This is a genomic window from Vibrio sp. TRT 21S02, assembly GCF_050113675.1.
GTDB lineage: Bacteria > Pseudomonadota > Gammaproteobacteria > Enterobacterales > Vibrionaceae > Vibrio.
In genome coordinates, this window is record NZ_JBNJOI010000002.1 from 354,219 (window position 1) to 368,260 (window position 14,042).

At 44.3% G+C, this 14,042-nt stretch carries 11 protein-coding genes; 9 read left to right on the forward strand and 2 right to left on the reverse strand.

Annotation, left to right across the window (positions count from 1 at the left end; translation table 11 throughout):
* The first annotated feature begins 289 nt into the window (after positions 1-289).
* The 4 genes from zwf to ACQEXU_RS03710 all read left to right on the forward strand — a co-directional run bounded on the left by zwf (position 290) and on the right by ACQEXU_RS03710 (position 5,444).
* A complete protein-coding gene (gene zwf, locus ACQEXU_RS03695) occupies positions 290-1,792 on the forward strand; it encodes a glucose-6-phosphate dehydrogenase (protein ID WP_427009811.1) in 1,503 nt (500 codons plus the stop codon).
* Positions 1,789-2,505, forward strand: a complete 717-nt coding sequence (pgl, locus tag ACQEXU_RS03700; protein ID WP_427009730.1) for a 6-phosphogluconolactonase — start codon at positions 1,789-1,791, stop codon at positions 2,503-2,505. The genes zwf and pgl overlap by 4 nt, the downstream gene beginning before the upstream one ends.
* A 35-nt stretch (positions 2,506-2,540) precedes the next feature.
* Positions 2,541-3,989, forward strand: a complete 1,449-nt coding sequence (gene gnd, locus ACQEXU_RS03705) for a decarboxylating NADP(+)-dependent phosphogluconate dehydrogenase (RefSeq protein ID WP_427009731.1) — start codon at positions 2,541-2,543, stop codon at positions 3,987-3,989.
* Between the two features lie 249 nt (positions 3,990-4,238).
* Complete coding sequence (locus tag ACQEXU_RS03710) at positions 4,239-5,444, forward strand: EAL domain-containing response regulator (RefSeq protein ID WP_427009732.1); 1,206 nt, start codon at positions 4,239-4,241, stop codon at positions 5,442-5,444.
* Here the strand turns inward: ACQEXU_RS03710 and ACQEXU_RS03715 are convergent.
* Entirely contained in the window at positions 5,441-6,199 is a 759-nt protein-coding gene (locus ACQEXU_RS03715; protein WP_427009733.1) for a Crp/Fnr family transcriptional regulator, read from the reverse strand. The two genes, ACQEXU_RS03710 and ACQEXU_RS03715, sit on opposite strands and share 4 nt — an antisense overlap.
* A 114-nt stretch (positions 6,200-6,313) precedes the next feature.
* Between ACQEXU_RS03715 and ACQEXU_RS03720 the strand changes: the two genes are divergently transcribed.
* The 5 genes from ACQEXU_RS03720 (at position 6,314) to ACQEXU_RS03740 (ending at position 12,213) form a co-directional block, all read left to right on the forward strand.
* Complete coding sequence (locus tag ACQEXU_RS03720) at positions 6,314-6,754, forward strand: CopD family copper resistance protein (RefSeq protein ID WP_367989622.1); 441 nt, start codon at positions 6,314-6,316, stop codon at positions 6,752-6,754.
* 91 nt (positions 6,755-6,845) lie between these two features.
* On the forward strand, positions 6,846-7,337 hold the full coding sequence (locus ACQEXU_RS03725; protein ID WP_367989621.1) for a hypothetical protein: 492 nt from the start codon (positions 6,846-6,848) through the stop codon (positions 7,335-7,337).
* A gap of 57 nt (positions 7,338-7,394) precedes the next feature.
* Positions 7,395-8,846, forward strand: coding sequence for a GlyGly-CTERM sorting domain-containing protein (locus ACQEXU_RS03730; protein WP_427009734.1), 1,452 nt, complete (start codon positions 7,395-7,397; stop codon positions 8,844-8,846).
* Positions 8,847-8,848: 2 nt separating this feature from the next.
* A complete protein-coding gene (locus ACQEXU_RS03735) occupies positions 8,849-10,936 on the forward strand; it encodes a TonB-dependent receptor family protein (RefSeq protein ID WP_427009735.1) in 2,088 nt (695 codons plus the stop codon).
* Positions 10,930-12,213, forward strand: coding sequence for a hypothetical protein (locus tag ACQEXU_RS03740; RefSeq protein ID WP_427009736.1), 1,284 nt, complete (start codon positions 10,930-10,932; stop codon positions 12,211-12,213). Before ACQEXU_RS03735 ends, ACQEXU_RS03740 begins: the two co-directional genes overlap by 7 nt.
* 70 nt (positions 12,214-12,283) lie before the next feature.
* Here ACQEXU_RS03740 and ACQEXU_RS03745 read toward each other — a convergent pair whose 3' ends face one another.
* Complete coding sequence (locus ACQEXU_RS03745) at positions 12,284-14,026, reverse strand: sigma-54-dependent Fis family transcriptional regulator (RefSeq protein WP_427009737.1); 1,743 nt, start codon at positions 14,024-14,026, stop codon at positions 12,284-12,286.
* Positions 14,027-14,042: the final 16 nt, after the last annotated feature.

Below are 14,042 nucleotides of genomic sequence, written 5' to 3' on the forward strand. Positions count from 1 at the left end.
TCACTAAAAAGAAGTCGTATATTCTTTTCCTTTCTTATCAATGAGATAAATAAAAATCATGTCAATATTTAAACGATTGCTTTCACAGGAGTTGATGTATATCAACTTGTTGTGGAAAATACCCTTCCGTGTCGGACTGATTATTAACACAAAAACACATGTAAGGTTTTACCTATCAATGATATAGGTAAGACCGATTATCTATTTTGAAGTGTCATTGATAGGGTTTGCTCATCCTTATGCCGTATCCGGGCACGTTAGAAGTACCTCGTTTTTAAGGGAAAAGATGATGGTAATACCAGAAAACAGCAGCATCGTTATTTTTGGTGCTTCAGGCGATCTAACTTATCGTAAGTTAATTCCTGCACTCTACCACCTCTATGCAAGTCAGCAATTGCCAAAGAATTTCGCAATTCTTGGAGTAAGCCGCACTGAATATAGCGACGCTTCGTACAGAGAAAAATTAAAAAAATCGCTTCAGGAAATGGAAGATACGCAGCCTGAAACGTTAAACGCATTCATTAACCATCTGCACTACCAATCGATTAATACCTCAGATAGCGCTGATTACAGCAAACTGACAGCACGTTTGGACGAGTTAGCCGATACGTATCAATTTGAACAACGTAATACGCTTTTCTATCTTGCAACGCCACCAAGCCTATACAGCGTGATTCCCGCAAGCCTTGCAGCTCATGGCCTGAACAATGAGGAAGATGGCTGGAAACGCCTCATCATTGAAAAACCATTTGGTTATGATTTGGAATCTGCTCAGAAGCTAGATAAAGAGATCCACGAGCATTTCCAAGAGCATCAAATCTACCGTATTGACCATTATCTTGGTAAAGAAACAGTTCAAAACCTGCTAGTTTTCCGCTTTTCGAACGCGATGTTCGAACCTCTGTGGAACCGTAACTTTATTGATTACGTAGAAATCACAGGTGCTGAGTTTTTAGGTGTTGAAGAACGCGGCGGTTATTACGACGGTTCAGGCGCAGTGCGCGATATGTTCCAAAACCACTTATTGCAAGTACTTGCGATGGTCGGTATGGAACCACCAGCACAAATTAACGCAGACTCTATGCGAGATGAAGTGGTCAAAGTACTGCAATGTCTGAAACCACTTGAGGAAGAAGACTTACGTAACAACTTAGTTTTGGGACAATACACTGCTTCTGACGTACGTGGCCAACATCTACTCGGCTACCGCGAAGAAAACGGTGTTGCTGATGACTCTCGAACCGAAACGTATATAGGCTTGAAAGCGCATATCAACAACTGGCGCTGGAACGGCGTACCTTTTTACGTGCGCACCGGTAAACGCTTACCGACACGCGTGACAGAGGTAGTGATTCATTTCAAACAGACTCCACACCCTGTATTTGGTCAAAACGCACCAGAGAATAAGCTAATCATCCGTATTCAACCTGACGAAGGCATTCAAATGAGCTTTGGCTTGAAAGAGCCTGGTGCGGGTTTCAAAGCGAAAGAAGTGAAGATGAACTTCCATTACGCGGATCTGCAAGAAACTCAAATGCTAACAGCATACGAGCGTCTTCTGCTTGATGCTCTCAATGGTGATGCTACCCTATTCGCACGTAGTGATGCGGTTGAAGCATGTTGGAAATACGTTCAGCCTATTCTGGATTTCAAACAAGATCCGCAAGCGCTATTTGGTTATGCTTGCGGCACATGGGGACCGAAAGAAGCCGACGACCTACTTCAACGTGATGGTCGCGCTTGGCGTTTCCCATGTAAAAACCTAACAGACACGGATTACTGTGAATTATGATCAATCATAAGATCTTCCAAACAGCCGATCAGGTTGTTGAAAGCCTAGCGAATGATATGAAGGCGTTTAGTGAACTTAATCGCCCTATTCATATCTCACTTTCTGGTGGCAGCACGCCTAAAATGCTGTTTAAGCTACTGGCAACAGAAGCGTACGCGACATCTATTCAATGGAACAACCTGCATTTTTGGTGGGGTGATGAACGTTGCGTAGCTCCAGATGATGCCGAAAGTAACTATGGCGAAGCGAACGCGCTACTTTTCAGTCAAGTGAATATCCCTGCAGAAAATATCCACCGCATCCGCGGTGAAGACGAGCCACCAGTAGAAGCTGAGCGCTTTGCAAAGGAAATGGCCGACATTATCCCTACTGAAAATGGCACACCAGTATTCGATTGGATTTTATTGGGCGTTGGTGCTGATGGTCACACTGCATCACTATTCCCAGGTCAAACTAACTATCAAGATGAGAACCTATCAGTATTAGCGACTCACCCTGAATCTGGCCAAATTCGCGTATCTAAAACAGCAAAAGTTTTAGAAGCCGCAAAACGGATCAGCTACCTTGTACTGGGTGCAGGTAAAGTTGAGATCGTAAACGAAATTCATACTACTCCTGCAAGTGAACTGCCTTACCCTGCAGCCAAAATCCAGTCAAAATCTGGTGAAACGGAGTGGTACTTAGATTCTGACGCAGCAGCAAAAATCGCGTAATGCGAGCGTCCATTAAGCAAGATTGGAGAGAAACAATGAAAGGTGATATCGGTGTAATTGGCCTAGCAGTTATGGGTCAAAACCTTATCCTAAACATGAACGATCACGGTTTTAAAGTGGTTGCTCACAACCGTACTGCTGCGAAAGTAGACGAATTCCTAGAAGGCCCAGCAAAGGGTACTAACATCATCGGTGCATACTCACTTGAAGAGCTAGTAGAAAAGCTAGAAGCGCCACGTAAAGTGATGTTAATGGTTCGCGCTGGTGAAGTTGTAGACAAGTTCATCGAAGCTCTAGTACCTCTACTGGACAAAGGTGACATCATCATCGATGGTGGTAACACCAACTACCCAGACACTAACCGCCGCGTTGCTGCACTACGTGAAAAAGGCATCCACTTCATCGGTACTGGTGTATCTGGTGGTGAAGAAGGTGCGCGTTTCGGTCCTTCTATCATGCCAGGTGGTTCTGCTGAAGCTTGGGAAGCGGTTAAGCCTATCTTCCAAGGCATCTCAGCTAAAACTGATGCTGGCGAGCCTTGCTGCGACTGGGTTGGTAACGACGGTGCGGGTCACTTCGTTAAGATGGTTCACAACGGCATCGAATACGGTGACATGCAGCTAATCACTGAAGCTTACCAGTTCATGAAAGACGGTCTTGGTATGTCTGCTGACGAGATGCAAGCGGTATTCGCTGACTGGAACAAGACTGAGCTAGACAGCTACCTTGTTGAAATCACTGCTGACATCCTTGGCTACAAAGATGAAGATGGTGAGCCTCTAGTTGAGAAGATCCTAGACACAGCTGGCCAAAAAGGTACTGGTAAATGGACTGGTATCAACGCACTAGACCTAGGTATTCCACTAACGCTTATCTCTGAGTCTGTATTCTCTCGTTGCCTATCTGCACTGAAAGATCAGCGTGTTGAAGCACAGTCTCTATTCGGCAAGACAATCACGCCAGTTGAAGGTGATAAGCAAGAGTGGGTTGATGCACTTCGTCAAGCACTTCTAGCGTCTAAGATCATCTCTTACGCTCAAGGCTTCATGCTAATGCGCGAAGCATCAAATGAGAATGGCTGGGACCTAAATTACGGTAACGTAGCGCTAATGTGGCGTGGTGGTTGTATCATCCGCTCTGCATTCCTAGGCAACATCCGTGATGCGTACGAAGCGAACCCAGACATCGCATTCCTAGGTTCAGATGATTACTTCAAAGGCATCCTACAAAACAGCCTAGCAGCATGGCGTAAAGTAGCGGCGAAATCGCTAGAGTCAGGTATCCCAATGCCTTGTACTATCTCGGCACTGTCGTTCCTAGATGGTTACACAACAGCTCGCCTTCCAGCGAACCTGCTTCAAGCTCAACGTGACTACTTCGGTGCGCACACTTATGAGCGTACTGACCGTCCACGTGGTGAATTCTTCCACACAAACTGGACTGGTACAGGCGGCGATACAGCGTCTACAACTTACGACGTTTAACTCGACCCCCACTCGAAAAAAACCGGCTTTTACTAGCCGGTTTTTTATATCTGTAACATGCACGACCACGATACTTTTTATGCATGTCGGCACTTTTTAGTTCAATTGATTAAAACTGTACCTCCCATCGTCGAACAACGCTGCTTACCTCTCATTTTCCTTACTTTTTTTATTGATTTTGTCCGTACGGCTTCTAAATTTAAAGCAGTAGAAGTTAATTCAAGCCGAACAAACGGAATTGGTTGGTATATGAAAAACGAACACTTTGTTGTCATCGATGATTCGCAAGCAATTCTAGTCATGATGAAAAGTATGCTTGCCGAGCTTGGCTACAACAACGTAGTTACCTCGACACACCCTTTAAAAGCACTCGATAACATTCAGCGTCATCCTAATAAATATCGTGCAGTATTTACCGATCTTAATATGCCGGAAATAGACGGAATGGAAGTGATTCGTCGATTAGGACAAATGGGATATAAAGGGGGCGTCTGCATCGTTTCTGAACTTGAAGACCGCATTATGGAGCTAGCATCAGAAATCGCAAGACAGCACAAAGTATGTTTGATTGGCAATATCGCCAAGCCAATCAGTCCTAGCCACATCCAACGAGCCATTAAAAAACTTATTCAAATAGAAGAACGGACATTTTCCAACTATGACAAAATGTCTAAGGAAGAACTTGCTGGCTGCATCGAAGCTGGTTATGTGACCCCATATTACCAACCGAAGATCGACATCATTTCTAAGCATGTCCCAAGCGTAGAGGTTCTTGCGCGGATATGTAAGCCGGGTGAAGCCAATGCCATCTTGCCCGGTAGCTTTATTAATACCGCGACTGAGCACCACATGCTAGATATGATCACCGATCAAATTGTCGATAAAGCTCTCACCGATCTGCCCGTATTGCAAAAAGAGCTAGGCACACATCTTAATTTGGGCATCAATCTGTCGCCAACCCAACTCGTTAACCCTAATTTTCCAAGTAAGCTATTAGAGACCATCTCCCAGAGACAAATTGACCCTGCTAAAATCATCCTTGAAATTACCGAAGAGTATGCGTTGAAAAGTACCACACAACTCGAATGTTTAAACCGTTTTCGTATTAAAGGTTTCGGGCTCTCTCTCGATGACTTTGGTACCGGGTTTACCAACCTACATCAACTACGAACTTTACCTTTTACTGAGGTGAAAATTGACCGCAATTTGGTCTCAAACATTCATGATGACCGCTTTAATCAAGTTGTCGTTCAGTCCTTGCATGACATTTGTGAAAACCTTCCAGTAAAACTGATTGCCGAAGGCATTGAGGAATTTGAAGACCTTGATTATCTCGAAAGCCACTATCAGGAAATCATCGCGCAGGGTTTTCTCATTTGCAAACCCCGTCCGTTGGACAGTTTACTGCATTGGTACCACAGTTGGAGTAAAGGTATCGAAGCCAAACAAGCCTAGAGCCAACGACCATTAAGGTTACAACAGCCACCCCACGACTCTCCAGCACATGTTGAGCCTTGCGAATTGAATGGTTTGGGTAAGTTGACTAGTGCACACATTTTATCAATGTCGAGTAATACAACCACGTTGCCTTTACCGCTGATCACTTCTTCTTGCTTTAGCTTTTTAAACAGTCGAGATAAGGTCTCCGGTGCGATATTCAACTGTCCGGCCAACACACTATGAGCAACCGGTAAATTCAGCCAGTCAGCACCTTGATGTTGATGCAATTCCAACAAATAGGAAACTAACCTTTGATTCGCTCCTTTTAAGGTCAATTGATCCACACGGTTCACTGCCTGACTGAGCTTAGCCGCCATCGCACCTAACAATAAGAATGCAAAATCTGAATTATTGGCACAGAAAGAAAGCAGCACTTCTCGAGAAAAAGAGAGCACCACGCTGTCGACTTTTGCTTTAGCACTTAGCGGATACACACTTGGCTTCATAAACATTACAGCTTCCGCAATGTTGTCTCCCTCTTTCAAAAGTTGGAACACTTTTTCTTCACCTTCAGGCGAGTATCGGTACAGACTCACTTCTCCCGACTTCACAATATAGAAACGCTTAGCAGTCATACCCTCTTCAAACAAGTGCTTGCCTTGATTGACATGTACAACTTGCATGCCTTTACACAAAGCCACTTTTGCTTCTAGTGGAATACCAGAAAAAATAAAAGAACCGCGTATGAGTTTATCTGTGTTGTCGTCCATTGAATTTTACCAAGTTGACAAATGTCATTTGAGAAATGAATTGAAACAGTAATCTAATTGATAATTATTATCACATATATCAATACTAGAAATAAATATCTCAGGACGGTTGTTATGCATTACGGCGTATTAGTGGGTTTACACCTTTTATGTGCGGCTATTTTTATCGGCATTGTCGCTTTTGAAGTTTTGATTTTAGAAGGCATTCGACCCCATTTACCCGCAAAAACCATGTCACTCGTCGAGCAAGGCATCCACTTGCGTGGTCGTAAAATTATGCCATTTGTTGTGGCCACACTATTCATAACAGGCGCTATGATGGGCTATCAACACCTCAGTCCACTTCCTTCGCTATTCGCTACACCTTTTTCAACGCTGTTAACGATAAAAATCTTACTTGCGATCAGCGTACTCACACATTTCCTTATCGCTATGAAATATTCTATCTGCGGTAACATGACATCAAAGCGCTTTAAATACACACACTTAAGCGTGTTCATCCATATGCTTGGCATCATCTTTCTCGCCAAGGGCATGTATTACATCCACTGGTAAGCAAATTGACATTTGTCATTTGAGCAATGTATTTCGTGATACAAAATAAACGAGAACAATAATCATTTGCATAAATAAATGGAGAAATATCATGCATAAGTTAACAGCTCTTTCACTTGCACTTTTGTCTACGTCAGCATTTGCGGCAGGCACCTCTGGAATTAGCGGTTCTTACAACGGTGACTATCAGTTAGAAGTACGTACAACTTCAGATCGCTTGATGGCCAAAAGTACTCAACGTAACGATTGGAAGTGGGATTTTGACAATAAAACCGTAACGATAAATGCAGGTTTTATCAAAAGCTCATTCGCTCCATTCCCCGTAGGTTATAAAGCTCACGATCCAATCTCGCTCACTGATAATGGCGACGGTACCTACACAATCGATTATGTCTTCCAAGCATATAATCCTCTTTATGGTTTCCCAAAATCACGTACTAAAACCGTATTTGAAATCACTGACACTGGCTTTGGACTTGAATTCAAAACGCTCGATTCTGACAACGATGGTGTGATCGGCGAAGCCATTTACGGGATTTTCCCTTGGGATATCGAGCTTAACTGGACCGGCTCAGCTCAATAGTTTTTAGTCTACTTAAGGTGGCCTGAGTGCCACCTTTCTCTCACAAAGGACTCAACAATGAAACCGCATCGACTAGCGTGCCTTATGGCCGCGGCCTTTTCTCTTTCATCTCCAGCCATAGCACAAAACCTCAGTGGTGTTTATGTCGGAGGCTACTCAGTAACCATGAATGCACATCGTGACAACGGTGTGAACGGCATGCCTTGGCCAGAAAATGCATTAGACGGCGAATACAATGGCGAGAAATATAAAGTATTAGGTACAACAACCCATGACGGTTTCTGGATTTGGGACTTTGATAGCCAAACGGTTACCATTGGAGGAAGCACGCTCTTTGCCCTAAACATGATTTATGTACCATTTCAGGCTTTTAATGCTAACGAACTGGAAAACAAGCGGGCAGACAGTAACGTTCAAATCAATCACCTAGATGAAATCACGATTCCTTTTGAGTACGAATCAGCGACTGGCTTATACAAGCTGGCCTATGCACAGAAGAAATATATCGTTCCACCATTTCCTGTTCCGGGTGTCGATGATTATCCAATCGGTCTTACAACGACTCATTTAGACATCTCACAAAATGATGATGGATCTCTGAATATAACGACAGCAGATGTTGAGGAAGGAATTCCTGCTGACAATGTACCAGGCACGCGTATCGAAAACGTCTTTCCAGCAACGGTACAAATTGAGTATCGCTCTCCTAATCTAGTCAAAGACCCTATGACAGATACAAACAGCGATGGAATCACAGATACGGTAGCCAACTTGCTAGGTTTAGACCCGATATCCGGTGACACCGATGGTGACAACCTTGACGATATTATAGAAACACCAATTTACATCAGAGGCAAAGATTCAGATAACGACGGTTTAAGCGACGCATTAGAAGCAGGCTCTGCTGCAAACAACAATGCAATTGCTTCTGGCTTAAAACTTCAAACACAGAATCGAGTCACCATTGCCACGCCAGATGCTCAACGCATTTACAACGTATCTTCGCACCTGTTAGACCTGAGCATTGAGCCTACGCATACCTTAGTCGGAGAATTACCACCACAACAAGATGAACATGGTGAACCTTTGGATTATCAGTATGGCCATATTGAGTTCAATATTGACAACTCGGCGGCAGATGACGCCATTAATATTGAAATATCGATGACTGACAAACCTGAAGGACTAGAAATCTATCGAGTAACCAAAGGGTTTAGTTTAGAAGCAGGAGCATTTGTTCAGTCGTTTACCAAACAACAATGGGTCGAAAACAACGACAAAATTGAGCTAACACTCTCCAATCCGGATAAGTTACCGACTGTCGTCGCAAACTATATTTTTGCAGCGCCAGAACAACGCTCAACACCACCAGAGGTAACGCCACCCACGTCACCTGAACCTATCCCAACAGTACAAAGCGGAGAAAGCTCCGGCGGTAGTACCGGCTGGTTATCGTTACTCGCTTTAGGGGGCCTTGGATTAAGAAAGCGTAAAGGTCATCAGGAGTGAGTATGACACCGCGTGGAAATACGTTACTTATGGGGCTGCTCTGGCTAAGCCCCTTCTCTGCCGCTCAAAGTGAAGTGATCGTTATCGAAGCGTCTCAGGATGAGGCTGAAATCCACTTGATTCGTGAGCAACTTGATAACGTCGCAGGGGGAACAAACTTAATTGAAACCAAACAGCTTGCAGGTAGCCAATCATCTCTGGCAAAAGTACTTAACCAACAAACTGGAATTGTGGTGCAAGAGTTTTTTGGCGGCAACGATCAACCGAGAATCAATATTCGTGGTTCCGGCTTGCAAGATAACCCAGTAAACCGAGGAATTCAGTTGCTCAGTGACGGGCTAGTACTCAATCAAGCTGATGGCTCGTTTGTGATTGGCCTCATTGATCCTGAGCAGGCTAAATGGCTCTCCGTTTATCGAGGCGCAAATGCAATGCGCTATGGCGCGACAACCCTTGGCGGCGCGATTAACTTCCACGCTAAAAATGGTTTGAACAGCCGTAATCTCGCTCAGCTCGAACTGGGCTCATATGAGATGTACAAAGGTAACCTAACGTTAGCGAACCAAAAACAGAATTGGGACTTCTTATTGAGTACGACCTATAGCGAGCGTGAAGGTTATCGTAATCACAGTGCGGCTCAACGTGGCAGTCTTACGCTCAACATTGGATATCATCAAAATGGTTGGCAAAACCGCACTTACCTCACTGTGGCTGAAAATGACTTTGAGATCCCGTTTCTACTCACCAAGCAACGTGCGATTGAATCCCCCGATCAAGTCATGGGTCAAGGTAGTGAACCAATGGACACACTATTAAATATTCCGGTGAGAAAGCCATTCAGAAATACACGTCAGCTACGTGTGGCCAATCAAACGCACTGGCAGACAGATACAACTGAAAGCCGTTTTGGGATTTACTACGAGGCGCTTGATGATCAATTTAGAAACCCACTGACGCAAGCGGATACAAGAAATAGAAACCTAGGTTTAGATGCCAGCACAACATTGAACCTTGTTTTATATGACTACTTAACGCGTGAATTGCTTTTATTCTTACAAGCCAATAGTGGAAATATGCCGCGTGAATTTGCCTCAGTGCATCCGGTAACCGGCGAACTCATGACTCCTTTTGCAAACTTGGAGTTAGAGGCTCACAACATCATCTTAGGCAGTCAGCTTAGATATGAATGGATAGACGGTTTCTCGACCATCGCCGCCTTGCAATGGGTTTTAAATCAAAGAGAAATTACTGATACCTATTCCGCAGGCTTGCTCGACAGCTCGTTTGAATACCAGTTACTCAATCCTAAACTTGGTCTTATTTATCAATGGGAACAAGGTAAACGGGTATACGCTAACATCAGTGGCAGCTCTGAGGCACCGAACTTTTGGCAACTGGCAACCGTATCAGCAAACCCTACCGACCCACTTAATAACCACGTTTATATCAACGAACTGAACGCCCAAACCGCATTGACCAGCGAACTCGGCGTCAATTGGCAGTTTAACGCGTTTTCGCTCAATGCATCTTGGTATTATTCCGTTGTACAAGATGAACTAATATCTGTCGTCGGTGATTTTGCAGTCAACGGAAAAACCATTAACTACCAAGGAAAAACCATTCACCACGGTTTGGAAACCATGCTGACTTACTCTATTGATGGTTTCCTTACTGCCCAGGATGCATTGAATGCCAAGTTACTTTATAACTGGAGCCATTTTTATTTTGAGGACGGGGTATATCAAGGTAATGACATTGCAGGGGTCCCTGTTCACCTAATTCAAGGAGAATTGGACTATAAACTCGCAGCGGGCTGGCGCATTACGCCAAACTTTACTTGGCAGCCTCAAGAAACCTATACCGATCACGTCAATAACACAGCAAACACCCAAGATCCTTACTTCCTTCTTGGTTTAAAAGTAGGGTATGAAACGACAGAGTCTCTGCGTGTCTTTTTGGAAATCAACAACCTGACGAATACCAATTATCAAACGGCTTACGCTATTCGTGGCCAAGGTGCGCCAGATCTTCCTACCTTTATCCCCGGACCGGGAACGAACGCAATTTTAGGAGCAACCTACTCATGGTAAAACCGGTTTTCACCGCAGCCTGCTTGTTAGCAATAACCGCATCAGGAATCTCCAATGCCATGATTCCGGATAGCGGGGTTTACCAAGGACAGTATCACATCACTATGCGCGCAGCACCACTTGGCAATGTGCTTGGCTTTGGGGTAAGTAAACCTGAGTGGCGCTGGGATTTTGATAACGATACGGCAACGGTATCAGGAACAACCTTGTCCGTCGGCTTTAACTACGCATTGCATGATATTAGTAATGCCAACCCAGATGAAGATGTACTGCATTTTACTCGCAATAGCGATGGCACCATCACTTTGCATTATGCACTACAGATTTATCATCCGGGGCTTGGCAACCCAATGGCAAACACCACTACCCGCTTCTCTGTAGAAGCTGATGGCGCTACCCTCAAAATTAAAACGCTTGATTGGGAAACCGATGGTCCCGACGGTATTGTAGGAACCCAGATCCCAAATGTTTTTCCTTTAACAATTGAACCGGATCTCTCCGGCAGTGCGGTACAAGTTGGGGTTGATAGTAATTTGGATGGTATTGATGACCATCAAGCACTAGCGCTTGGTTTAAACCCTGATTCCTTCGACAGCGACAATGATGGTATAACGGATTGGGACGAAATAGGCGGCGACTTGTCTACCCCACTCGATTCCGATAACGATTCCATCATTGATGCTCTAGAATATGGGGATACAGCTTACAGTGCTCACCATGTCTACGGGTTAAACACCCAAAATCAGCAAACATTGAATGTCGAAACCTCATCAGAGCTTGAAGTACGTTACGCAGCCATTGGTTCAATGCAACGACCGGTTTCTGCTCCGGATAGCAGCGACGACTTTGCCGAGCTAGATTCCACACTCGGCCAACCCGGACTTGCGTATTCTTGGGGAAATCTTTCTCTTGAATTTGATAAAACATCAGCGCTCACTTCCAAGCAAACCGTATCACTAAACTTCTCTCATTCCCTCCCTGAAAAGCTTGTGGTGTACGCATTCAACGAAGATTCAGCCAACAACTACCAGCTCGTCAATGCACAAGACATACAAAGACCGAACCCCAAAACGGTTGTTGTTTTCTTGTCTGAACATTCACCATGGCTGGCAACGAATGGCAGCGGAGAGCGTTATCAAATCACATTGGCGCTCGCAGAAAACACGTTAGGTGATAAGCAAGTAAAAGAGAGCAAAGTGTCCTCGGCTGGTAGTTCCGGAATCATCCATATGCTACTGCTTAGCTTTACGTTAATTTTTAGATTGAGAAGAAAATAGTCTTAACCATGCGCAAAAAGAGCACCAAGTTGGTGCTCTTTTTTGACAAGAATTGAATGCGAACTTGAGACTAAAGAATCCCCATCGCTTTTAGTTTACGATAAATCGTATTGCGGCTAACCCCTAGCACTCGTGAAGTTTTGCTGATATTCCCTTTTTGCGCTTGGTACGTACGCACTAAGGCATCATCAACAGCGCTCTTTAAATTGGGCATATCTTGACTAGCAACTTCTTTATTTTTTACCAATTCATCCATCAAATGGGTAGGAAGGTGCGCCAAACTCAATATTTTTTCTTCGCTGGCAATCAATGTGGCCACTTTTAGTAAGTTATCAAGCTCGCGAAAATTCCCAGGCCAATGGTATTGATCTAAGCTGCGTAATAAGTGAGGACATAGTGACTGTTCAGAAGAATGATATTTCTGATGAATGCGTTTTATCATCTCACGACGATCATCACGTTCTCGCAATGGAGGCAACTGCACCAATAACCCATTGAGACGGTAGTACAGATCTTGGCGAAACTCTCCTTTGTCAACAAGCAAACGTAAGTTCTGGTGCGTTGCGGCGATAATTTGAAGGTCAACATCAAAGCTCGATGTAGCACCAACAGGAACTACCTGTTTATCTTGCAACACATGTAACAAGCGAACCTGCGCTTCTAAAGGCATTTCTCCAATTTCATCAAGAAATAAAATGCCTCCATGTGCCTGCCTTACTTTGCCTATATTCCCTTTAGGATTAGCTCCTGTGAAAGCACCAGCAACATAACCAAACAATTCGGACTCAATTAAATCTTTTGGTAATGCACCACAATTCACGGTGACTAACGCGCCCGATTTACGCTCCCCGTGACGGTGCAATGCTTTAACAAGTTCACTTTTTCCAACGCCTGTTTCTCCCTCAATCAGCAGTGGAATATCTTTACCAATCACTTTATTGGCTTGTTGCCATGCCGCTTCAACACGATGATCCCCCATGTGCAGCTCACAAGAAGCGCACACTGTTCTGCGGCGTTTTTTAGCTTGTATCAGAAACTGCTTTTCCATCACTAGGCTATTGCGATGCGAGTGTAGCTGTTCAATACTTGAACCGACCAGTTGCCCCTGTGCGAGCAACTGTGACGCGACTTGATTATGAGCGAGGATTTGGCCCTGTTCATCAGCAATGACAATACCTTGCCATCCAGTATGCAGAACAGACTTATCCATGGCCAGATCAAGGCGAATAGCACCTTTTGGAACCTGACTCAGCAAATGATTTTCAACCAATTGAACCATGTTTTGAACCAACAGCTGAACCGCGGTGTCGTGTTTACTTTGCTCTGTGGTGATGTCTAATACACCTAACAATTGCCCTTGATGATCACATAAAGGACTCGCTGAACAACTGATGAATCGGTGATGACGAATATAATGCTGATCACCTATAACTGAGACGGCTTTTTTCTCGACTAAAGCAGTACCAATGGCATTGGTCCCTTTTAACTTTTCTTGCCAACAAGCTCCCGAGCTTAGCGCAATCGCCGTTAACTTCTCTCTAAAATGCTCTTGTCCCCAGCTAGCAATAATCACCCCTTCCACATCAGACAGTATCAATCGACTATCACTGCGAGCCAAAACCTGATTAAACAAAGGTAATGCACTGCGCTCAACCGCTTCTATCAACTGTGTCGCCTTATATTGACGTTCTTTTAACAACACACCTGACACGTGAATATCCTCAGGTTTACGGCGCTCAGTTAACCCAGCGTCACTCGAACGGGACCAAGAAGAACGAAGCCAGTCAGTAGCAAGATGCGTTTGAAGTTCCATAGCTGTACCACTTTTA